We start from the raw sequence: 21,009 nt of genomic DNA, 5'->3' as shown, positions 1-21,009 counted from the left end.
GCTGCTTAGCGTCGTCGTCGACCGAGCCCCCCTGACCCTGTCCTCCCGGAGGTCCCCATGGCGACACAGCTCGCGACCGACGCCGGCACCACCCCCGTTCTCGATGCAGCCCCGCTCACCCACCGGTCCGGTCGGTGGATCGACGGCTGGAACCCCGAGGACGGCGGCCAGTGGGCCTCCGTCGGTCGGGCGATCGCCCGCCGCAACCTCGGGTTGTCGATCTTCGCCGAGTTCCTCGGCTTCGCCGTCTGGGCGCTGTGGAGCATCGTCGTCCCGCAGCTCCCCGCCGCCGGCTTCGTCCTCACGGTCGACCAGATGTTCTGGCTCATCGCCCTTCCCAGCCTGGTGGGCGCGACGCTGCGCATCCCCTACACGTTCGCCGTGCCGATCTTCGGCGGCCGTAACTGGACCATCGTGTCCGCCCTGCTGCTGCTCGTGCCGACCATCGCGCTCGCGGTCGCCGTGCAGAACCCGCAGCTCGGCTTCCCCGCCCTGCTCGCGGTCGCGGCGCTCGCCGGCGTCGGCGGCGGCAACTTCGCCTCCTCGATGGCCAACATCTCGTTCTTCTACCCGGAGAAGGAGAAGGGCCGCGCCCTCGGCCTCAACGCCGCGGGTGGCAACCTCGGCACGGCCGCGGTGCAGTTCGCGGTGCCGCTGGTGATCGTCGGCGCCGCCGGCCTCGAGCTCGAGCGGGCCGGCCTGATGTTCGTGCCGCTGGTGCTCGTCGCCGCCCTGCTGGCGTGGCGGTACATGGACAACCTGTCGAACGCCAAGGCGGACCCGCGCAGCTACGGCGTCGCCGCCCGCTCGCGGAACACCTGGATCATCTCGTTCATCTACATCGGCACCTTCGGCTCGTTCATCGGCTTCTCCGGCGCGTTCCCGACGCTGCTGAAGAACCAGTTCCCCGAGGTCACGATGTCGATCGCGTTCGCCGGTGCGCTCGTCGGCTCGATCGCCCGGCCGCTCGGCGGGATGCTCGCCGACAAGCTCGGCGGTGCCCGCGTCACCATCGTCGCGTTCGGCGTGATGGCGACCGGCGTCGTCTGCGCGATCTTCGCCCTCCGTGCCCACGCGTTCGGCCCGTTCCTCGCCTCGTTCCTCGTGCTCTTCGTCGCCACCGGTGCCGGCAACGGCTCGGTCTACCGGATGATCCCCGCGGTCTTCCGGTTCGGTGCCACCGACGACGAGGACAAGGCACGCCGCGTCAAGGCGGCGGCGGGCTGCCTCGGGATCGCGGGTGCGGTGGGCGCGTTCGGCGGCTTCCTCATCCCGCGCGGGTTCGCCGTCTCGACCTCGGCCACCGGCAACATCCAAGCGGCCCTGTGGGTGATCGTCGGGCTGTACCTGGTCATGAGCGTCACCACCTGGGCCGTGTACCAGCGGCGCTCCGGCTCCTTCGGCGCGACGGTCATCTGATGGTCTCGCCCGCGGCGGTGACGGAGGGTGCAGCGACGCACTGCCCCTACTGCGCGCTCCAGTGCGCTCAGACGTTGCACACCTCTGATGAGGGCACCGTCACCGCCGCGGGCCGGGACTTCCCGACGAACAAGGGCGGCATGTGCCAGAAGGGGTGGACGTCGCCCACGCTCCTGCGTCACTCGGACCGGCTCACCACCCCGCTCCTGCACGGGGAGCCGGTCTCCTGGGACACCGCACTGTCGTTCGTCGCCACCCGGCTGGCCGCCCTGCGCGAGTCGCACGGCCCGGCGTCCGTCGCGGTGTTCGGCGGCGGGGGGCTGACCAACGAGAAGGCGTACGCGCTCGGCAAGTTCGCGCGCACCGTGCTGGCCACACCGAACATCGACTACAACGGCCGGTTCTGCATGGCGAGCGCGGCGGCCGGGGCCAACCGCACGCTCGGCCTGGACCGAGGCCTGCCGTTCCCGCTGGCCGACCTGGGCGGCGCGCAGGCCGTGCTGCTGCTCGGGTCGAACCTCGCCGAGACCATGCCGCCGGCCGTCCAGCACCTCGCGGGAGCGCGGGCGGCTGGCGGCCTGGTCGTCGTGGACCCCCGGCGCTCGGCGACCGCGGACCTCACCGCCGACGAGGGCGGCCTGCACGTCCAGCCCGTCCCCGGCACCGACCTCGCGCTGCTGCTCGGGATCGCGCACATCGTGCTCGCGGAGGGCTTCGCGGACCTGGAGTACCTCGCCGAGCGGACCACGGGCCTCGACGACATCCGGCGCTCGCTCGCCCTGTGGTGGCCCGAGCGGACCGAGCAGGTCACGGGCGTCCCCGTCGCGTCGCTCCGCCGGGCGGCGTTCCTGCTGGCCAACGCGTCACCATCGCGCGGCGGCTCCGGCGCGTACATCCTCACCGGCCGCGGGGTCGAGCAGAGCACGCAGGGCACCGACACCGTCACGGCGGCGATCACGCTCGCGCTCCTGCTCGGCCTGCCCGGCCGCGTCGGCTCCGGCTACGGCGCCATCACCGGCCAGGGCAACGGCCAGGGTGGCCGCGAGCACGGTCAGAAGGCCGACCAGCTGCCGGGCTACCGGTCCATCGAGGACGAGGCGGCGCGCGCGCACGTCGCCGGCGTCTGGGGCGTCGACCCTGCCGACCTGCCCCGGACCGGGATGCCCGCGATCGAGCTGCTGCGTTCCCTCGGAACGCCGGGCGGCCCGCGCGCGCTGCTGGTGCACGGCTCGAACGTGCTGGTCAGCGCCCCGGACGCCGACCGCGTCCGCGAGCGGCTCGCGGCCCTCGACCTCCTCGTGGTGTGCGACTTCTTCCCGTCGGAGACCGCCCTGCTCGCCGATGTCGTCCTGCCTGTCACGCAGTGGGCGGAGGAGGAGGGCACGATGACGTCGCTCGAGGGGCGCGTCATCCGTCGCCGACAGGCTCTGCCGCCGCCGCCGGGAGTGCGCAGCGAGCTCGAGATCCTCGCGGAGCTGGCCCTCCGGCTCGGCTCGACCGTCCGGTTCGACACGTCGCCGGCGCTGGTGTTCGACGAGCTCGCCCGGGCGTCCGCGGGCGGCCGCGCCGACTACAGCGGGCTGAGCCACGCGCGTCTGGACGCCGAGCCGGACCTGTTCTGGCCGGTACCCGCCGGGCCGACGCCGCACCCGGGCACCCCGCGGATGTTCCTCGAGCGCTTCCCGACGCCCGACGGCCGCGCTCGGCTCGTGCCAGTGGACCACCGCGGCCCGTCGGACGACCTGCGCCGCGACGCGCCCCTGTTCCTGGTGACCGGCCGGGTGCTCGCGCACTACCAGTCCGGCGCGCAGACCCGTCGGGTGCCGGAGCTGGTGCGCAGCTCCCCGGCGCCCTACGTCGAGATCCACCCGCTGCTCGCCGACCGCCTCGGCATCGCCGAGTCCGACCTGGTCCAGCTCGACACCGCCCGCGGCCGCGGGGTCGTCCGGGCGCGGCTGACCGACGCCGTGCGAACCGACACGGTCTTCCTGCCGTTCCACTGGAGCGGCACCAGCAGCGCCAACCGACTGACCACCGACGCCACCGACCCGATCTCGGGCATGCCCGAGTTCAAGGTCTGCGCGGTGGACGTCCAGCGGTGGGAGGGCCCGGTCGAGGTGCTCGAGGACGAGTCGTTGCTGTTCGCGGGGGGAGTCCGATGAACAACCAGGTCCGGGTGGTCGTGGTCGGTCACGGGATGGTCGGCGCGCGGTTCGTCGACGACCTGCACCAGCGCGATCCGGACGGCCGGTTCCGCACGACGGTGCTCGGCGACGAGGAGTACGAGCCGTACAACCGGGTGCTGCTGTCCGAGGTGGTCGCCGGCAAGCTCGACGTCGCGTCGATCACGCTGCCGCGCAACGCCCACCGGTCCCCCAGCGAGGTGCTCCCCGGCACGCGCGCGGTGACCGTCGACCGGTCTGCCGGCGTCGTGCACGACCACGCGGGCGGGCGTCACCCGTACGACATCCTGGTGCTGGCCACCGGCGCGCGTGCCCGGATCCCGGACCTGTTCGGTCGGCGCGACGACGACAGCCTGCCCGCCGGCGTGCACGCGCTGCGCACCCTCGACGACGCGCGCGAGATCGTTGCCGCCACCGTGAACGCCCACCGCGCGGTCGTCGTCGGCGGCGGGGTGCTCGGGCTCGAGGTCGCGTGCGGGCTCGCCCACCGTGGCGTCCCCGTCACCGTCGTGCACGGCGGCGCCCACCTGATGGACCGGCAGCTCGACGGCCCCGCCGCCGCCGTGACCACCGCGCGGCTGACGTCGCTCGGCATCGCCGTGCGCGTCGGTGCCCGCACCGAGGAGGCCGTGGTCAGCGACGGTCGCGTGACGGGCGTGCGGCTCGAGGGCGGCGAGGTGCTGCCCGCCGACCTCCTGGTGCTCACGGCCGGCACCTACCCGGAGGTCGGGCTCGCGCAGCGGGCCGGGCTGGACGTGGCGCGCGGCATCGTCGTCGGCACCGACCTGGCGTCCCCAGCGGATGCGCGCGTGTTCGCGATCGGCGACTGCGCCGAGCCTCCCGAGGGCGGCAGCGGGCTGATCGCGCAGGGCTGGGACCAGGCACGACGCCTCGCCACGCTGCTCACCGAGCCGTCGGCGGCGCGCGACGACGTCCCTCTGCCGACCGTCGGCACCGACGTGGTGAAGGTCAAGGGCGTCGGGCTCGACGTCGTCGCGATGGGCGTCTGCGGCGCCGGCGCGGTGTCCGAGGGTCGACGGGTGCGGCTCAGCGACCCCGAGGGCGGCCGGCACATCGAGGTCGTCGTCGCCGACGGTCGCGTCATCGGCGCCACGTGCGTCGGCGCCGGACCCGTCGCGGCGGACCTCGTCGCGGCCTACACGCGCGGCACCCCCATCCCGGCCGACCCCGCGCAGCTGCTCATGCGGCCGGTCGCCGGGACGGCCGTCCCCGCCGCCAGCCCGACGCTGATGCCGGACCGCGCGACGGTGTGCCGGTGCAACGGGGTCACCAAGGGCGACATCGTGGGCTGCTGGCGGCACGGTGCGCGCAGCGTCCAGGACGTGGCGGCGGCGACCCGGGCGACCACTGGCTGCGGCGGCTGCGAGGATGCGGTGTGCGGCATCGTCGACTGGCTCCGCCGCTCCGACCCGGACCAGCCCACCCCGGCGGCGGCGTCGACGGACGACGCCCGCGAGCCCACCCCGGCGGCCACGGTCTAGCGACCATCGCAGCGGCTCGCCGCCCGTCGAGAACACCCTGAGTGGCGTTCTGACGGGCCAGAACGCCACTCAGGGTGTTCTCGTCACCACGAGCAGGTCGTGGCGCGCGAGTGCTCGACGACGTCGTGGACGGTCAGGTGACCGTGACGCGGACCGTGTCGTAGCCCGTGGCGCCGTCCGGGATGACTCCCGCCACCGCACCCGTCTGCGGGCCCAACGGGTCGGAGGCGCGGACGAACAGCTGGTACTCGCCGGGCTCGGCGTCGTCCCACGTCCACGACCACTGGCGCCACGAGTCGATCCCGCCGTCGTCGGCGAGCGTCGCGTCGTTCCAGGATCCGTCGTCCACCCGGACCTGCACGCCGGTGACCCCCCGGTGCTGCGCCCACGCGGTGCCCGCCACGACCACGGATCCGGCGGGCACCGAGCTGCTCGGCCGCGGCACCTCGATGCGCGACTGCGTCTTGATCGGTCCCTCGGCGGACCAGCCGCGGTCGGTCCAGTAGGCGGTGGCGTCGGCGAACCTGGTGACGCGTAGCTCGGTCACCCACTTCGTCGCGGACACGTACCCGTACAGCCCGGGGACCACCATGCGCACCGGGAAGCCGTGCTCGACGGGCAGCGGCTCGCCGTCCATCGCGATCGCCAGCAGCGCGTCGCGCCCGTCGGTCAGGGCGGCCAGGGGTGTCGACGCCGTGAACCCGTCGACGCTGCGCGAGAGCACCATGTCGGCGTCGGCGGTCGGCCGCGCCCGGGCCAGCACGTCCGCGAGGGGCAGCCCCAGCCACTTCTGGTTCCCGATGAGGTCGCCGCCCACCGGGTTGGACACGCACGCCAGCGTCACCCAGGCCTCCACCAGGTCGCCCGCCAGCAGCTCGTCCCAGGTGAGCGTGATCTCCTGCTCGACCATCCCGTAGACGCGCAGGGTCCACGTGCTCGGGTCGACCTGCGGCACCACCAGTGCGGTGTCGATCCGGTAGAACTCGTCCGCGGGCGTCTGCCAGGGGCCGACACCATCGACGCCGACGTCCACGCCCGCGGGAACAGGTGCCGCGGTGGTGGCCGGGCGGGGGATCCGGATCGCCGCGCGCGCGGACTGGGCGCCGCGCGCACCGGCACTGATCGCCCGCCCGACGGCCACACCGACCAGGCCGAGCGCTCCCGCGGCTGCCGTGGCCTGCAGGAACGCGCGCCGCCGGATTCCGTCCGGAGCGGGGCGGCCGGGCGCTGCGGGCAGCCGACGGACCAGCGCGCGCAAGGTCAGCAGCCCGGCGACAGCACCGACGATCGCGGGTGCCGCCGCGAGCGTGCCGGCATCCGGCCGGGCCATCGCGGCCAGTCCGGCCGCCGCCCCCAGCGCCACGACGAGCGTCGCGCCCCACGCCCACCGCCGCGCGGCGAGCACCCCGGCCAGCGCAGCGAGCGCCAGCAGCACGACCACCTCACCGATCCCGAGGACCACCTTGTCGGCCGTGCCGAACGTGGAGGCGGCGAAGTCCTTCAGCCACGCGGGTGTCGCATCGACGAACGCGGACCCGACGGCAACCAGCGGGTCGGACGTCGGCCCGGTGAGCAGCGCGACGAGCGACCCCACGCCGATCGTCACGACGCCCGCCGCCACCCCCGCGAGCGCCGCGAACCCCGTGTCCCGACGTCCAGCCATCTGCTGCCTGCTTCCTGTGATCGCCGCTGGTCCGACTCTGCCTCGCGGATGTGCCGTTGTCGTCACCCCTGCTCCGCAAGCACAACACCGCTGGGCGCCGGGGCGATGCCGAGAGTTCGGAGCCGACCGTCCCGGGGGACTGGTCACTCTTCCCGGGACACCGCTGCCGCAGATGCGCAACGTCCGCACATCCGACTGCCGGGACGCTCGATCGTGCGGACGCTGCCGGGGTCAGAGGGCGGGGCTGGTGAGAGTCGCCGGGACGTGGGCGCCGTGGCCCTGCTCGCGCAAGGTGGCGCGGACGCGCTCAGCTGCGGCATCCAGGTCTGCCGCGGGGACGTCGGTGCGCGCGTTGCGGAACGACAGGCTGGCCTCGTCCCACGCCGGCAGCACGTGCAGGTGCAGGTGGGGCACCTCGAAGCCGGCGACGAGCAGCGCCGCGCGCGGTGCGGACCAGGCCTGCTGCTGGGCGGCACCGATCGCCTTCGCCACGCGCATCAGGTGCGCCAGCAGGTCGTCGGACGCCTCCGTCAGCTGCGCGATCTCGTCGCGCGGCACCACGAGCATGTGCCCGTCGGTGATGGGCGCGATGGTGCCGAACGCCACGGCGACGTCGTCGGCCCACACGAACCGGGCGGGGATCTCCCCGGCGATGATCTTGGTGAACAGGGTGGTCATGGCGACCACGCTAGTCACGCGCGCTCGCGGGCGAGCCGCTGCAGGGCGAGCACCGTGTTCCAGTTGCGGGCCGTCCCGGAGCGCCCGGTCGCCTTCTCCAGCACCGGGAGCGTGAGCTTGGAGCGACCGATGCCGTCGGGGTAGTACGCGTACAGCTCGTCCCCGGCGAACGCCACCTTCTCGTTGCCGTACGGCGTCGGGTCGAACGAGGTGACCTTCGGGGTGCCGTCCCAGCAGTAGAGGACCAGGTGCGACGGGTCGGAGGCCACCTCGTCGGTGAACGGCACCCGGGCCACGATGCGGTCCCACTGCGGGAGCGTGCGGGTGAGGACCGGGACGTCGAACCCCAGCTCGGCGGACAGGGCACCGGACAGGTCCGGACCCACGGACGCCGCCGCGCCATGGGGCACCAGGACGAGGTTCCCGCTGTTCACGTAGGTGGTGATCTCGGTGTGGCCGAGACCCTCGGCAGCGGCGCGCAGCTGGGCGGCCTTGATGGTGCGACCGCCCACGTTGGCGGCCCGGAGCAGGGCGATGACGGGACTCATGACGCCACTCTCACACCCAGGACCAACGTCATGTGCGGGAAAGGTTCCTCCGAGGTAACGGCGCGCACCACCCAGGGAAACAACCGGTTCCTACCGTGGGAGTCGCCCCACCCCCCAGCCCGACGGAGCACACCATGAACCAGCACCTGGTCGTCGTCGGCGGCGGCATGGTCGCGCAGCGGCTGGTCGAGGCGTTGCGTGACCGCGACACCGCGGGCGCCTGGCGCATCACCGTCCTGGCGGAGGAGCCGCGGCGTCCCTACGACCGCGTCGCGCTCACCAGCTACTTCTCGGGCCGCGACGCCGACGACCTCGCGCTCGGCGACCCGGAGCTGTGGTCCGACCCGCTGGTGACGCTGGTCCGCGACGACGCGGTGACGCACCTCGACCGCGACGCGAAGACGGTGAGCACGGCCCGCGGCCGCACGGAGCACTACGACCACCTGGTGCTGGCGACGGGCTCGTCGGCCTGGGTCCCCCCGCTCGAAGGCGCGGACCTGCCGGGCGTCTTCGTCTACCGCACCGTCGACGACGTCGCCGCGCTGCGCGGGTACGTCGAGAAGCTCTCCGAGGACCGGGTGGTCAAGGGCGCGGTGCTCGGCGGCGGCCTGCTCGGGCTGGAGGCGGCCGGCGCTCTCCAGGCGCTCGGTGCCCGGACCACGGTCCTCCAGGTGGGCACGCACCTGATGTCCGCGCAGGTGGACCTCGGCGGCGGCGAGGCGCTGCGCCGGCTCATCAACCAGCTGGGTGTCGGTGTCCGCCTCAACGCGATGACCACCAAGATCAAGCCCCACCGCCGCGGCGGCGTCGGTCGCCTGGAGCTGGCCGACGGGGGCCGTGTCGACGCCGACGTCGTCGTGATCGCCGCCGGGGTGCGTCCCCGCGACGAGCTCGGCCGGGCCTCCGGGCTGGCGATCGGCGAGCGCGGCGGCATCGTGGTCGACGACACCTGCCTCAGCAGCGACCCGGACATCTCCGCGGTCGGCGAGGTCGCCTGCATCCAGGGCGCCACCATCGGCCTGGTCGCCCCGGGGTACGCGATGGCGGAGATCACCGCCGACCGCCTGCTCGGGGGCTTCTCGGAGTTCCCCGGCGCGGACACGGCCACCAAGCTCAAGCTCTCCGGTGTCGACGTCGCCAGCTTCGGTGACGCGTTCGGCCAGACCCCCGGGGCCCTCGAGATCGTCTGGGCAGACCCGGTGGGTGGCGTCTACAAGAAGCTCGTCATGTCCGATGACGCCCGCACGCTGCTCGGCGGCGTCCTCGTCGGCGACGCCAGTGCCTACGCCAGCCTGCGCCCGATGCTCGGCCGCGAGCTCCCGGGCGACCCGGGCGCGTACCTGCTGCCCGAGGGCGGCGGGGGAGCGCCCGAGCTGGAGCTGCCCGACGACGCCGCCGTCTGCTCGTGCAACAACGTCTCGGCCGGCACCATCCGCGGTGCGGTCACCGAGCACGGTTGCACCGACCTCGGCGCGGTCAAGGCGTGCACCAAGGCCGGCACCAGCTGCGGGTCCTGCCTCCCGCTGGTCAAGAAGCTGGTCACCACCGAGCTGGCCGCCCAGGGGATCGCCGTCAGCACCGCCCTGTGCGAGCACTTCGCCCTGTCCCGCGCCCAGCTCTACGACGCCGTCCGGGTCAGTGGCGTGTCGTCGTTCACGCAGGTCATCGAGCGGTTCGGCACCCGGGCGGAGGGACGCGGCTGCGACATCTGCCGGCCGACGGTCGCCTCGATCCTGGCCACCACGTCCCCGGCGCACGTGCTCGAGGGCGAGCGGGCCACGCTCCAGGACACCAACGACCACGTCATGGCCAACCTGCAGAAGGACGGCTCCTACTCGGTGGTCCCGCGCATCGCCGGCGGCGAGGTGACGCCGGAGGGTCTGATCGCCATCGGTGAGGTGGCCAAGGACTTCGGGCTCTACACCAAGATCACGGGCGGCCAGCGGATCGACATGTTCGGCGCCCGCATCGACCAGCTGCCCCTCATCTGGCAGCGGCTGATCGACGCAGGCTTCGAGTCCGGGCACGCGTACGGCAAGTCGCTGCGCACCGTGAAGTCCTGCGTCGGCTCCACGTGGTGCCGGTTCGGCGTGCAGGACTCGGTGGCCCTCGCGGTCATGCTCGAGCTCCGCTACCGGGGGCTGCGCTCTCCGCACAAGATCAAGCTCGGCGTCTCCGGCTGCGCCCGTGAGTGCGCGGAGGCCCGCGGCAAGGACGTCGGCGTCATCGCCACCGACAAGGGCTGGAACGTCTATGTCGGCGGCAACGGCGGCTTCACCCCGCGCCACGCGCAGCTGCTCGCCGAGGATCTCGACACCGAGACCCTGATCCGCACCATCGACCGCTTCCTCCTGTACTACGTGCGCACGGCGGACCGCCTCCAGCGCACGGCGCCGTGGATCGAGGACGTCGAGGGCGGCCTGGACGGCGTCCGCGCGGTCGTCATGGAGGACTCGCTGGGCATCGCGGCCGACCTGGACGAGCAGATGGCACTGCACGTCGTCGAGTACGAGGACGAGTGGAAGGCCACGCTGGAGGATCCGGAGAAGCTGCGCCGGTTCGCGTCCTTCGTCAACGCCCCCGACACCCCCGACCCCTCGCTCGCCTACGTGCCGGAGCGTGGACAGTCCCGCCCTGCCACGGCCGACGAGCGCGGCGACGCGCGTCCGACGCCCCACCACGAACCCGTCCTCGTCGCCGGTGCCCGGCTGGAGGTCCGCTCATGACCGCGCTGGAGACCACGCTGGACACCGCTGTGTGGACCACCGTGTGCCGTCTGGACGACCTGGCGCCCGAGCGGGGCGTCGCCGCGCTCCTCGACGGGGAGCAGGTCGCCCTGTTCCGCCTGCTGGACGGCCGCGTGCTGGCGGTCCAGCAGCACGACCCGTTCAGCGACGCGCACGTGATCTCGCGGGGCATCGTCGGATCGCGGTTCGTCGACGAGGTCGAGGTCCCGACGGTCGCCTCCCCGATGTACAAGCAGGTGTTCGACCTCACGACGGGCCGCTGCCTGGACGTCGCCGGCAAGGTCCCCGCGCGCGGGCTCAGCCCTGACCTGCGCACCTGGCACGTCCGGGTGACCGACGGACTCGTCGAGGTCGGACGATGACCACCATGCTCGGGCTCCAGCTGACCGGCCGCCGGGTGCTCGTGGTCGGCGGCGGACCTGTGGCTGCCCGCCGCGTGCAGTCCCTGCTGGCCGACGCCGCGCAGGTGGAGGTGGTCGCGCCGCAGCTGTGCGAGGTGCTCCTGGACCTGCACCGGTGGGGACTGATCGTGTGGCGCCCGCGCGAGGTCGTCGAGCCGGACCTCGACGGCGCCTGGCTGGTGCACACGGCCACGGGCGACCGCGCGACGGACGAGGCTGTCGTCGCGTGGGCTGCCGCGCGGCAGACGTTCTGCGTCGACGCGGGGGACGGCTCCGCGGGGTCGGCCCGCACGCCGGCGACCACCCAGCAGGGTGACGTCCTGGTCGGCGTGGTCTCGACGGGCTCCCCGGACCCGCGACGCACGCTCGCGCTGCGCGAGGCCATCGCGACGCAGCTGCGCGAGGGCCGCGTGGACCTGCGCCGGCGCCGGGCGCACACGGGGCGGGTCGTGCTGGTCGGCGGCGGACCCGGCGACATCGGGCTCCTCACGCTGGCCGGGCGCCGCGCGCTGGCCGAGGCGGACGTCGTGGTGACCGACCGGCTGGGTCCCGTGGCGGTGCTCGACGAGCTGGCTCCCGGGGTGGAGATCATCGACGTCGGCAAGACGCCCGGGCACCACCCGGTGCCGCAGCACGAGATCGGCCGGATCCTGGTCGAGCAGGCCCAGCGCGGTCGCGTCGTCGTCCGGCTCAAGGGCGGCGACCCGTTCGTCTACGGCCGGGGCGGCGAGGAGGTGCTCGCCTGCCGTGAGGCCGACGTCGCGGTGGAGGTCATCCCGGGGGTGAGCAGCGCATTCGCCGCGCCCGCCGCCGCAGGCATCCCGCTCACGCACCGCGGCACGGTCGGCGCCGTGCACGTGATGAACGGCCACGACGGCTGGTCGTCCGCCGCGCTCACCGGCCTGCGGGACGGGTCGTGCACGGTCGTCGTGCTCATGGGCGTGAGTGCCCTGGCGACGCTGGCGACCGAGGCGCTGGACGCCGGGGCCGACCCCGCCACGCCCGTGGCACTCGTGGAGGAGGGCACTCTGCCCGGTCAGCGCGTCACCCGTGCGCGGCTCGACGACGTGGTCGACGTCGCCGCGTCGGCCGGGGTCCGCGCTCCCGCGGTGATCGTCCTGGGCGCCGTCGCGGCGGCCGGTCTGCTCGAGCCCGACCATGGTGACGCGGCTCACACCCCCGCGTCGTCTGACCCCACAGCGCCCGGCACCGTCACAATGGCCCTGTGAGCGAACCCATCGACCAGACCCTCGCGGGCCTCGTCGTGCTCATCACCGCGGACCGCCGGTCCGCCGAGCTCGCCGCCGCCCTGGGTCGCCGCGGAGCCACGCTCCGGCACGCCCCCGCGCTGAGCATGGTGCCCCACATCGACGACGCCGCCCTGCTGGGTGGCACGCGGTCGCTGCTGGCCGACCCGCCCGACACGGTGGTCGTCACCACGGGGATCGGCTTCCGCGGCTGGATCGAGGCCGCGGACGCCCTGGGTCTCGCCGAGCCACTGGTGGACATGCTCCGGGGCACCCGCCTCGTGGCGCGGGGACCCAAGGCCCGCGGAGCGATCCAGGCGGCCGGCCTGACCGCCGACTGGGTGGCCGAGTCGGAGACCAGCGCGGAGATCGCCGAGGTGCTCCTCGACGAGGGCGTCGCCGGCCGCGACATCGCGATCCAGCACCACGGCGCGGGCGCCGACGGGCTCGACGAGGCGTTCGCCGCCGCCGGCGCGCGCGTGCGCAGCCTCGTCGTGTACCGGTGGGGTCCGCCGCCGGACCCCGCAGCGGTGGAGGCATCTGTCCGCGCGGTCGCGGCCGGAGAGATCGACGCCGTGGTCTTCACGTCCGCACCCGGCGCGCACGCCTGGCTGGAGGCCGCGGACGACGCCGGAGTCACCGACCGCATCGTCGCGCTCGCGCGACGCGGCAACGTCGTCATGGCCGCCGTCGGCCCCATCACCGCCAAGCCGCTGCTCGACCGCGGCATCGAGCCGCTCGTCCCGGAACGCGGCCGCCTCGGCTCCCTGGTCCGCGCGCTCGTCGGTCACTACGGCGGCCTCCAGGCCCTCCAGACCGTCGCCGGACCGCTCCAGGTCCATCGCGGCACCGCAGTCCTGGACGGGCACGTGCTGGCGCTCACGCCCACCGGGCTGGAGGTCCTCCGGCTGCTCGCCGCCGCGGGAGGCTCCGTCGTCCCGCGCGACCAGGTGCTGGCCGTGCTCCCGGGCGACTCGCGGGACCCGCACGCCGCGGAGGTGGCGATCGCGCGCCTGCGGGACGCGACCGGGAGCCGCGTGCTCATCCGCACGGTGGTCAAGAGGGGATACCGTCTCCAGCTGGAGGAGGCCGTATGACGAACGCGCTGCACGCCCGCGGTCCCGCGCCCGATCGTCCGCACGACGTGGTCGAGGGGCCCGTCCTGATCGGCTGCTCGCACGGCACCGACGACGTCGCCGGCCGCGCGGCCGTCCGCTCGATCCTGACCGGCGTCGCCTCGGCGCGGCCCGACCTCGACGTGCGCGAGGCGTTCGTGGACGTCCAGGAGCCCGAGGTCGCCGACGTGGTCGAGCACGCCCTGGAGAGCGACGCATCGGGTGCGGTCGTCGTGCCGCTGCTGCTCTCGGTCGGCTTCCACGTGAAGGTCGACATCGCGGCGGCGGTCGACCAGCCGGGTGCCACCGCGGCGTCGCCGCTCGGTCCGGACCCTCGACTGGTGGACATCCTGGTGGACCGCCTGGACGCGGCAGGCCTGGCCCCCGACGACCTCGTCGTGCTGGCTGCGGCCGGCTCGACGGACCCCGCCGCCGCGCTCGCCGTGGAGTCGGTCGCCGCCGGCCTGGCCGACCGGCTGGAGCAGCCCGTGACCATCGGCTACGGGGCCGGGGCTGAGCCGCGCGTGCCGGCGGCCGTCGCCACGGCGCGGGCCGACGTGCCGCCCGGCGGACGCGTGGTGGTCGCCTCGTACCTGCTGGCGCCTGGCTACTTCTACGACCGGGTGCTCGAGGCCGGCGCCGACGTGGTCACCGCTCCGCTGGCGCCCGACGAGCGCCTGGTCGACATCGTGCTCGACCGGTACGACGCCGCGACCTGAGACGCGGGTTGCCCCGAAACCTTCCGTTCCTCTAGGAACGGGGGATGCCCAGAGCCGTGCGCGCCCTGACCTCCGCCGTCGCCGTCCTGACCCTCGCCGCGTGCACGTCGTCCGGTGGGCCCGGCGAGGCCGAGGACGCGGCGACCCCGACGATCGCACCGGTACCCACCGCCATCTCCGCCTCGCTCACCCCGGCCGACACCCCGGCGTGCCTCCCGGCGGGCACCGCGACGGTGACCACCGGCGCCGCGGACGACCCCACGCTCGTGTCCTTCGCCGGGGGCGGCACCCGAGGGGTGCTCCTGGCGCCGCAGGACCGGGGCGACGCGTGCCAGTGGGCGGACGAGCTGGCCCGGCTGGCGGGGGAGGGCTACCTGGTCGCGTCGTTCGGCTGGGCGGACGACGGCAGGGCGTCGTTCCTCGCCGCCGCCGACACGCTGCGCAGCCTCGGCGCGACGGACGTCGCCCTAGTCGGCGCCTCGAAGGGCGGCACGTACTCGGCCGCGCTCGCCGCCGAGGTCGACGCGGTCGCGGTCGTGGCGCTCGGACCGCCGGCCGCCTTCGACGGTCAGGACGCGCAGTCGGCATCGAGCAGCTACGACGGACCACTTCTGGTCATCGCCTCGACCGACGACTCGAGCGTCGGCGTCGACTCGTCGGAGGCGGTCGCACGCGCGGACGACCCGAGCACGTTCGTCGAGCTCAGCGGCAGCGCCCACGGGGTCGCCCTGCTCGAGTCCGAGCATCGCGAGCAGGTGCAGCAGGCGATCGACGACACGCTCGCGACCGGCTTCGACTCCTGACAGCCCGAAGGCGTGCGACCCCGGGGGTGGGTCGCACGCCTTCGGCGTCTGTCGGGGGAGCGGTCAGACGAACCGGCGCCGCGCGAACGTCGCCAGACCGATCCCTGCGGCGAACAGCGCGATCGCCGCGATGAGGCGACCGAGCGAGCTGACCCCGGTCCCGTCCACCCCGGCGATGTCGATCGAGTACGCCGTGAACCCCGCCGCACCGTCCGGTGCGCCGTAGGCCATGCCCTCCGCCGCGGCCCGGTCGGCCTGGGCGCTGAGCACCGCGTACTTCACGCCGAAGTCCTCCGCGGTCCCCTTGCCGCTGACGACCACCTGCGAGGTGCCCTCGTCGGACAACCGCTGCGTGCCGTCGACCAGCTTCGGCGCACCGTCGGCCGCCTTGGCGGCGCCCTCGGACAGCTGGGTCGAGCCGTCGGCTGCGTCCGCGAGGCCGTCTGAGAGCGCCCGCGATCCGGCGGCCGCCTTGGCGATGCCTGCGGAGAGGTCGCTTGCGCCGGTGTTCAGCCGGCTCGCACCGGCGCCGAGCTGGGCCAGGCCGGACGCGAGGGTGTCGCCGCCGGCACTGAGCTGGTCAGTCCCGGCCTGGAGCGAGTGGACGCCCCCGCGGAGAGTGCCGTTCGCCTTCGTGTCGGTCGCGGTTCCGACGCCGCCTTGCACCTTGGCAACGACGCCGTCCACCAGGGCCGTGACACCGGCGTCGACGCCGTCGAAATTGTCGGTCGCCTTCTTAGCCATGAGCCCCTCGAGCAGACCGGGCTGCGAGGCGGGGCACGCGCTCAGGGAGCGGGAGCTGAGTCCGCACTCCACCCTCCCGAGATTGCCGGCAGCACCGGCGAGCCCCGTGGAGAGGGCGGTCGCCCCACCCGCGATCGTCGCCGGGTTGCCGGTGGCGGTCAGCAGGGGGACTGCGCCGGCGAGGCCGTCGATGGCGCTCTGATAGTCGGCGGCGTAGGCGGGGTTCATCGCTGGCTTCATCGCCGCCAGGGCATCCACAGCAGCCTGGATCTTGTTGCCGAGCGTCACCGATCCCGCGGAGAGCGTCGCCGCCTGGCCGGAGGCGCCCGTAATGCCCAGGCGGAGCTGGTCGACGCCCGCAAGGAGCGTGTCCGGTGTGGTGGTCGTGCCGATAGCGTTCCGCAGCCGAGCGATGCCGTCGTGCAGCTGTTGTGCCTGCGTCGGCAGCGCGCCGATGTCGCCGTACAGCTTGGCCAGGCCGGCGTCGACCTGAGCGAGCCCGCCGTCCACCTGGACCAGCCCGTCGATCAGCTGCGGCGCCTTGGCTCGGGCCTGCGCGAGGCCGTCGTCGAGCTGCTTGGCGCCCGCGGCCAGCTGAGCGGCACCAGGGGCGGCGTCCCGGTTCAGGCCGGTGGCCAGCTGGTTGGCTCCGGGGACCGCCGAGTCGTTGAGCCCGTCAGAGAGCTTCGACGCGCCGTCGCGGAGCTGGAGCAGACCGGCGAGCAGCTGGGCCGCGCCGTCGTGCAGCTGGATGACGGAGTCGTCGAGCTTCAGGCCTGCGCCTGTGAGGTCGACGCCCTTCTGCGCACCGGCCTGGTAGCTGGCGGCGCCGCCCTTGAACGAGGGGTAGTCGAGCGGGGAGACCGCCATCGACGTGAGCGTGGCCTTCGGGACGACCGCGTGGCTGACCTGCGCGGTGTAGCCGAACTCGGCGCTGGCGGAGCCGATGGGTGGGAACAGGGTCATCTGGAACTGCATGCGGGTGCCGCCGCGTCCGTCACCGGCGATGCCGGCCTCGTCGGACTGCACGTCGGTGAACGTGGCGGGCAGGACCGTGACCAGCTGGCCGATCATCGGGATGACCGTCTGGGCCGAGGCCGTCGCCTGCGTGCCGGTGCCGTCGTCGTAGGTGACGTCCTGCATCGACCCGGTGACGTTGGTGACCTTGTAGTGCACGCCGAGCGTGCCGGTCTTGCCGACCACCGCGCCCGGCTGCACGGCCTTCCCGTCGAACGTGTAGGTGACCTCGACGGTGAGGGGGAGGTCCTTGTCGTAGGTGCTCACGGACCGCTCGCGGCGCTCGCCGTCGACGCTCAGCGTGGTGACCTGCTTGCCGTCGACCACCTTCTGGCCGCCGAACCCGTCGAGGTTGCGCAGGCCCTTGGTGGAGACCGGGTTCTCGATCGTCGTGGTGCCTGTGCCGCTCAGGGCCAGCTGCTCGTACACGCGCGCGCTCTGGTAGGCGCCGGTCGCGGACAGCCGGGCCTGGACGGTCTCGGTGTTGGTGACGGCGACGTCGCCGGAGTCCGCGGCGAACGCGGGGGATCCGGCGGTGGCGACGAGCAGGGGGATCAGGACGACGGCTGCGGCCGCGGTGGTGGTCGTGCGTCGCACGTCAGGCCTCCGGCTGGGGGTCGAATGGACGGGTGGCGGGCAGGCCGCGGCGCGGGGCGACGCCGGAGTTGGCGTCGACCGCCTCCTCGACGGGGGAGAAGAGCGGTACCTCGGCGGCGCGCTCCTCCTCGCGGTCCTGCTCGACGACGGCGCCGAGCAGCGACGTCGCGAGGTAGCCCGCACCGGCGGCGAGCAGGATCGACGTCGCGGTCGCGGCCGACGAGGTGACGAAGGATGCCGGGTCGGCCGTGTAGGTCGCCTCGTACGCACCCGCCATCGCGGCGGCTCCGAGCAGCGCGGACCACAGCGGGAGCTTCCCGCGGCTGAGCCCGGCGACCGCCAGGCAGAGCGCCAGGACGACGAGGACCGCGACGGCACGGCCGGCTGCGGCGTCGGGCAGGGCCGCGGCGCGCAGGGCGTAGCCGAGCCAGGCTGCGACGAAGCCGACGGCGAACCCGGCCGCGCGCTGCGCGGGGGTCCGGTCGGGCACGAGGCCGAGGGCACCGCCGAGTGCCGCGCCGAGCAGGGCGACGCCCTGGAGCTCGGGACCGGAGATCAGGACGATAACTGTCGTCAGGAGCGCGAGGACGAGCCCCGCCAAGATGTGACGCTTCATGACCACCTCGTCGTGGTGACTGGCGGAGCGGATCCGCTCCAGCAGTGCTGCCGGTAGATGGCCGCCCAAGAGTCCGTTGACCTGCACCGTCACCGTTGACGGGGCAGGTCACCGGGGTTCTCGGGCGGGACCAGCGCACTGTCTACCAGCGCACAAAGCATGTGAGCCACGGGGTACTAGGTAAATCTGCGCCAGTAGCAGGTAACCGTTATGGCCCCGTGACCTAGGTCCCTTGTGGAGGGCTCAGAGGTAGCGCAGCGGGTCGAACTCGTCGAGCGGGATGATCCGCAGGCGGGGGAGCTGGACGTTGAACGCGGCGACGTCGCCCTCGAGGTCGAACGTCTCCAGCCCGCGGCCGACGAGGGCGGACAGCTGGGTGCTCGTGAACTCGCGGAAGGCGAGCAGGCCGACGCGGCGGTCCTCGTCGTCGACGAGCTGCTCGAGCTCGGGCGCGAAGTCGCCGTCGTGGCTGGCCAGGAGCACGTCGCCACCGCGGCCGTGGATGGCCTCGAGCGTGCGCTTGATGCCGATGTCGACGACCTTCTCGTACGACTCGCCCGACAGCGGGATGGGCTGGAACCCGATGGCCAGCAGCGCCTGCACGAACGACATGGGCAGGTTGCCGTTGGAGGCGTTGAGGAAGAACAGGGCCTTGACCGGCTGGTTCCACGTCTGCTGCGCGAAGGTCAGCACGCGTTCCCAGCGGGGCCGCTGCTCGGGGGTGGGCCGCCCGCCGAGGATCGACGAGCCGAGCGTCGCGTCGATGTTCTCGCCGTCCACCAGCAGGTAGGTGGTGCGCGGGGCCGCCTCGGTCGTCATCGCGTCAGCGTATCCGCAGGTGGACCGGCCCGGACCCGACGAGCGGGCCCGGGCCGGACGCGTCATCCGATCGTGCACGCCGTCCCGTTGAGGCTGAACGCGCTCGGTGCGGTGTTGGTGCCGCCGTGCGAGCCGTTGAACCCGAACTGCTGACTGCCGCCCGCGGGGATGGACCCGTTCCAGGCCGCGTTCTTCACGGTCACGGCCGAGCCGGACTGCGTGGTCACCGAGCTCCACGCCTGCGTCACGGCCTGGCCCGCGGGGAAGCTGAACGTGAGAGTCCAGCCGTTGATCGCGGTCGACGACGTGTTCTTCACGACGACGTTCGCGGTGAAGCCGGTGTTCCACTGGTTCACGCCGTAGGTGACCTGGCAGCCCCCGACCGGCGGGGTGGTCGGCGTGACGGGCGGGGTCGTCGGGGTCACCGGCGGGGTGGTCGGCGTGACCGGCGGCGTCGTCGGGGTGATACCGCCGAAGGCCGACGCGATCGCGTCGTACGCGGGCTTCTTGGCGTAGCCGTCGTCCCAGACGAGCGCGGCGCCCTGCCCGGAGAACACGCCCGGAACCCACGAGTACTTGTCGGTGATGCCCCAGATGGTCACGCCCTGGCAGCGGCTGACCGCGAGGCAGATCTGGAAGACCTTCTTGTAGTCGGCGGCCTGGGTGGCCAGCTTGGTGGCGTCCGACGGCGTCTGCATGCGGATGTCGAGCTCGGTGATCCGCACGTCGACCCCCAGGTCGGCGAACCGCTGCAGGTTCTGCTGCATGGTCGAGGGGACCTGCCCGATGATCAGGTGGGACTGGAAGCCGACGCAGTCGATGGGGACGCCGCGCGCCTTGAAGTCCCTGACCAGGTTGTAGATCGCGGTGCTCTTGGAGTTGACGGCGTCCGTGTTGTAGTCGTTGATGCAGAGCTTGGCGTTCGGGTCGGCGGCGCGAGCGGCCCGGAACGCGGTCTCGATGTACCCGTCACCGAGCTTCTGCTGGAACGGGGAGTCGGAGCGGCGCTCGCCGTTCTCCCCGAACGCCTCGTTGACCACGTCCCAGGACGACACCTTTCCCTTGAAGTGCGTCGCCACGTTGGTGACGTGGTTCTTCATCGCCGACTCGAGTGCCGTCCCGGACAGGCTGCTCACCCAGCCCGGCAGCTGCGAGTGCCACACGAGGGTGTGGCCGTACAGCTCCTTGCCGGTGCTGGCGGCGTAGCTGGCCACCTGGTCGCCGGAGCCGTAGCTGAACGAGTTCTGGGACGGCTCGGTGGCGTCCCACTTCATCGCGTTCTCCGCGACGACGAGGTTGAACTCGCTGTCGGCGATCGACTTGTAGGCCGACTCGGAGAGCCGGTTCGGGTCCAGTGCGAAGCCGATGTCCTTGCCGGCCGCGGTGGCCAGGTCCTTCAGGGTCGACGCCGCCTGCGCGGGGATCGCCAGTGCGGCCCCGACGGCGGCGGTCACCGCGAGGGCGACCGCCGCGGTGCGGAGCGCGGAACGGCGGGGTGGATGGACGACAGGCATGGGGTTCCTCCTCGTTGAGCCAGGTGCCGATCGCACAGTGGTGGTCGGTGGTCCCCGCCGCGAGGTACCGAAACATTTCAGACGCCGACGCGCGACACTTTCGATATCACCGGCTCGGAACATCCCCCGAACCGAGGCGGTTGAGACAAGATCGATGCGTATGCATGAAAGGGAGGGCGTGGGTCGATGACGGACGCGGACCGGGAGCTGCCGGGCGCACGGGAGGCCGCGGAGGCGTGGGAGTCGCTGTTCCGCGCCCAGGTGGCGCTCATGCGGCGGTTCCAGCGCGACGACGTCTGGGGCGACCTGACCATCCGCGAGTACGACGTCCTGTTCACCCTCTCCGGCTGCCCGGGGGGCACGGCGCGGCTCAAGGAGCTGGGTGAGGGGAGCCTGCTGACGCAACCGAGCCTGTCCCGGATGGTGGAGCGCCTCGAGCAGGCCGGCCTGGTCGAGCGCGGACCAGTGCAGGGCGACGCGCGGGGCGTGGCGGTCTGCCTGACCCCCGAGGGCCGGCGCGTGCAGCGCGAGATCGGCCGTCGGCACGTGCGCTCGATCCGACGCCTGGTCGGGGGGGCGCTGGACACCGAGGAGCTGGCGACGTTGCGTGCCCTCACCGACAAGCTGCGCGCCGCGCAGGCGCAGATCCCCGACCCGTCGGGGTCAGACGCCTAGGG

17 protein-coding genes are annotated in these 21,009 nt (G+C 73.3%); 10 read left to right on the top strand and 7 right to left on the bottom strand.

Annotated elements, in window-relative coordinates; translation table 11 throughout:
* Positions 1 to 57 precede the first annotated feature (57 nt).
* Genes HP550_RS03210 through HP550_RS03200 form a run of 3 tightly spaced genes read left to right on the top strand, consistent with a single transcriptional unit; the run spans position 58 to position 5,104 of the window.
* Positions 58 to 1,419 carry an MFS transporter gene (locus tag HP550_RS03210; RefSeq protein ID WP_175346153.1) on the top strand — a complete coding sequence of 454 codons (1,362 nt, stop codon included), beginning with the start codon at positions 58 to 60 and terminating at the stop codon, positions 1,417 to 1,419.
* Positions 1,419 to 3,581 carry a molybdopterin oxidoreductase family protein gene (locus HP550_RS03205; RefSeq protein WP_175346152.1) on the top strand — a complete coding sequence of 721 codons (2,163 nt, stop codon included), beginning with the start codon at positions 1,419 to 1,421 and terminating at the stop codon, positions 3,579 to 3,581. Before HP550_RS03210 ends, HP550_RS03205 begins: the two co-directional genes overlap by 1 nt.
* A complete protein-coding gene (locus HP550_RS03200; RefSeq protein ID WP_175346151.1) occupies positions 3,578 to 5,104 on the top strand; it encodes an FAD-dependent oxidoreductase in 1,527 nt (508 codons plus the stop codon). Before HP550_RS03205 ends, HP550_RS03200 begins: the two co-directional genes overlap by 4 nt.
* A 133-nt stretch (positions 5,105 to 5,237) precedes the next feature.
* Here the strand turns inward: HP550_RS03200 and HP550_RS03195 are convergent, their stop codons facing one another.
* From HP550_RS03195 to HP550_RS03185, 3 genes are all read right to left on the bottom strand, one after another.
* On the bottom strand, positions 5,238 to 6,767 hold the full coding sequence (locus HP550_RS03195; protein ID WP_175346150.1) for a molybdopterin-dependent oxidoreductase: 1,530 nt from the start codon (positions 6,765 to 6,767) through the stop codon (positions 5,238 to 5,240).
* 231 nt (positions 6,768 to 6,998) lie between these two features.
* The gene (locus HP550_RS03190; RefSeq protein WP_175346149.1) at positions 6,999 to 7,445 is read right to left on the bottom strand and encodes an HIT family protein; all 447 of its coding nucleotides are present in this window, start codon (positions 7,443 to 7,445) and stop codon (positions 6,999 to 7,001) included.
* A 14-nt stretch (positions 7,446 to 7,459) separates the two neighbouring features.
* Positions 7,460 to 7,993, bottom strand: coding sequence for a DUF1697 domain-containing protein (locus tag HP550_RS03185; RefSeq protein ID WP_175346148.1), 534 nt, complete (start codon positions 7,991 to 7,993; stop codon positions 7,460 to 7,462).
* 134 nt (positions 7,994 to 8,127) lie between these two features.
* Between HP550_RS03185 and nirB the strand changes: the two genes are divergently transcribed.
* Genes nirB through HP550_RS03155 form a run of 6 tightly spaced genes read left to right on the top strand, consistent with a single transcriptional unit; the run spans position 8,128 to position 15,025 of the window.
* On the top strand, positions 8,128 to 10,719 hold the full coding sequence (gene nirB / locus HP550_RS03180) for a nitrite reductase large subunit NirB (RefSeq protein ID WP_175346147.1): 2,592 nt from the start codon (positions 8,128 to 8,130) through the stop codon (positions 10,717 to 10,719).
* On the top strand, positions 10,716 to 11,102 hold the full coding sequence (nirD, locus tag HP550_RS03175) for a nitrite reductase small subunit NirD (protein ID WP_175346146.1): 387 nt from the start codon (positions 10,716 to 10,718) through the stop codon (positions 11,100 to 11,102). The genes nirB and nirD overlap by 4 nt, the downstream gene beginning before the upstream one ends.
* On the top strand, positions 11,099 to 12,370 hold the full coding sequence (cobA, locus tag HP550_RS03170) for a uroporphyrinogen-III C-methyltransferase (RefSeq protein WP_175346145.1): 1,272 nt from the start codon (positions 11,099 to 11,101) through the stop codon (positions 12,368 to 12,370). Before nirD ends, cobA begins: the two co-directional genes overlap by 4 nt.
* Positions 12,367 to 13,485, top strand: a complete 1,119-nt coding sequence (locus HP550_RS03165; protein ID WP_175346144.1) for a uroporphyrinogen-III synthase — start codon at positions 12,367 to 12,369, stop codon at positions 13,483 to 13,485. Before cobA ends, HP550_RS03165 begins: the two co-directional genes overlap by 4 nt.
* Positions 13,482 to 14,222 carry a sirohydrochlorin chelatase gene (locus tag HP550_RS03160; RefSeq protein WP_175346143.1) on the top strand — a complete coding sequence of 247 codons (741 nt, stop codon included), beginning with the start codon at positions 13,482 to 13,484 and terminating at the stop codon, positions 14,220 to 14,222. The genes HP550_RS03165 and HP550_RS03160 overlap by 4 nt, the downstream gene beginning before the upstream one ends.
* Positions 14,223 to 14,266: 44 nt before the next feature.
* A complete protein-coding gene (locus HP550_RS03155; protein ID WP_175346142.1) occupies positions 14,267 to 15,025 on the top strand; it encodes an alpha/beta hydrolase family protein in 759 nt (252 codons plus the stop codon).
* 63 nt (positions 15,026 to 15,088) lie between these two features.
* Here HP550_RS03155 and HP550_RS03150 read toward each other — a convergent pair whose 3' ends face one another.
* The 4 genes from HP550_RS03150 to HP550_RS03135 form a co-directional block, all read right to left on the bottom strand.
* A complete protein-coding gene (locus HP550_RS03150) occupies positions 15,089 to 17,383 on the bottom strand; it encodes a hypothetical protein (RefSeq protein ID WP_175346141.1) in 2,295 nt (764 codons plus the stop codon).
* Position 17,384: 1 nt separating this feature from the next.
* Entirely contained in the window at positions 17,385 to 17,999 is a 615-nt protein-coding gene (locus tag HP550_RS03145; RefSeq protein WP_175346140.1) for a hypothetical protein, read from the bottom strand.
* 243 nt (positions 18,000 to 18,242) lie between these two features.
* Positions 18,243 to 18,818, bottom strand: coding sequence for an NYN domain-containing protein (locus tag HP550_RS03140; RefSeq protein WP_175346139.1), 576 nt, complete (start codon positions 18,816 to 18,818; stop codon positions 18,243 to 18,245).
* Between the two features lie 62 nt (positions 18,819 to 18,880).
* On the bottom strand, positions 18,881 to 20,332 hold the full coding sequence (locus HP550_RS03135) for a glycoside hydrolase family 10 protein (protein ID WP_175346138.1): 1,452 nt from the start codon (positions 20,330 to 20,332) through the stop codon (positions 18,881 to 18,883).
* Positions 20,333 to 20,518: 186 nt separating this feature from the next.
* Here HP550_RS03135 and HP550_RS03130 point away from each other — a divergent pair, with 186 nt between their 5' ends.
* Positions 20,519 to 21,007 carry a MarR family winged helix-turn-helix transcriptional regulator gene (locus tag HP550_RS03130; protein WP_175346137.1) on the top strand — a complete coding sequence of 163 codons (489 nt, stop codon included), beginning with the start codon at positions 20,519 to 20,521 and terminating at the stop codon, positions 21,005 to 21,007.
* Positions 21,008 to 21,009 lie beyond the last annotated feature (2 nt).

Origin of the sequence: Cellulomonas humilata (assembly GCF_013359775.1) — a bacterium.
Lineage (GTDB): Bacteria > Actinomycetota > Actinomycetes > Actinomycetales > Cellulomonadaceae > Cellulomonas > Cellulomonas humilata.
The sequence above is the reverse complement of the archived record's forward strand: the minus strand, read 5'-3'. Positions and strand labels throughout refer to the sequence as shown.

Coding starts and splice junctions, on each gene's coding strand:
- HP550_RS03200 (WP_175346151.1), top strand. CDS start 3,578: ATGAACAACCAGGTCCGGGTGGTCGTGGTCGGTCACGGGATGGTCGGC.
- HP550_RS03210 (WP_175346153.1), top strand. CDS start 58: ATGGCGACACAGCTCGCGACCGACGCCGGCACCACCCCCGTTCTCGAT.
- HP550_RS03160 (WP_175346143.1), top strand. CDS start 13,482: ATGACGAACGCGCTGCACGCCCGCGGTCCCGCGCCCGATCGTCCGCAC.
- HP550_RS03155 (WP_175346142.1), top strand. CDS start 14,267: ATGCCCAGAGCCGTGCGCGCCCTGACCTCCGCCGTCGCCGTCCTGACC.
- HP550_RS03140 (WP_175346139.1), bottom strand. CDS start 18,818: ATGACGACCGAGGCGGCCCCGCGCACCACCTACCTGCTGGTGGACGGC.
- HP550_RS03130 (WP_175346137.1), top strand. CDS start 20,519: ATGACGGACGCGGACCGGGAGCTGCCGGGCGCACGGGAGGCCGCGGAG.
- nirD (WP_175346146.1), top strand. CDS start 10,716: ATGACCGCGCTGGAGACCACGCTGGACACCGCTGTGTGGACCACCGTG.
- HP550_RS03145 (WP_175346140.1), bottom strand. CDS start 17,999: ATGAAGCGTCACATCTTGGCGGGGCTCGTCCTCGCGCTCCTGACGACA.
- nirB (WP_175346147.1), top strand. CDS start 8,128: ATGAACCAGCACCTGGTCGTCGTCGGCGGCGGCATGGTCGCGCAGCGG.
- HP550_RS03190 (WP_175346149.1), bottom strand. CDS start 7,445: ATGACCACCCTGTTCACCAAGATCATCGCCGGGGAGATCCCCGCCCGG.
- HP550_RS03195 (WP_175346150.1), bottom strand. CDS start 6,767: ATGGCTGGACGTCGGGACACGGGGTTCGCGGCGCTCGCGGGGGTGGCG.
- HP550_RS03185 (WP_175346148.1), bottom strand. CDS start 7,993: ATGAGTCCCGTCATCGCCCTGCTCCGGGCCGCCAACGTGGGCGGTCGC.
- HP550_RS03205 (WP_175346152.1), top strand. CDS start 1,419: ATGGTCTCGCCCGCGGCGGTGACGGAGGGTGCAGCGACGCACTGCCCC.
- cobA (WP_175346145.1), top strand. CDS start 11,099: ATGACCACCATGCTCGGGCTCCAGCTGACCGGCCGCCGGGTGCTCGTG.
- HP550_RS03135 (WP_175346138.1), bottom strand. CDS start 20,332: ATGCCTGTCGTCCATCCACCCCGCCGTTCCGCGCTCCGCACCGCGGCG.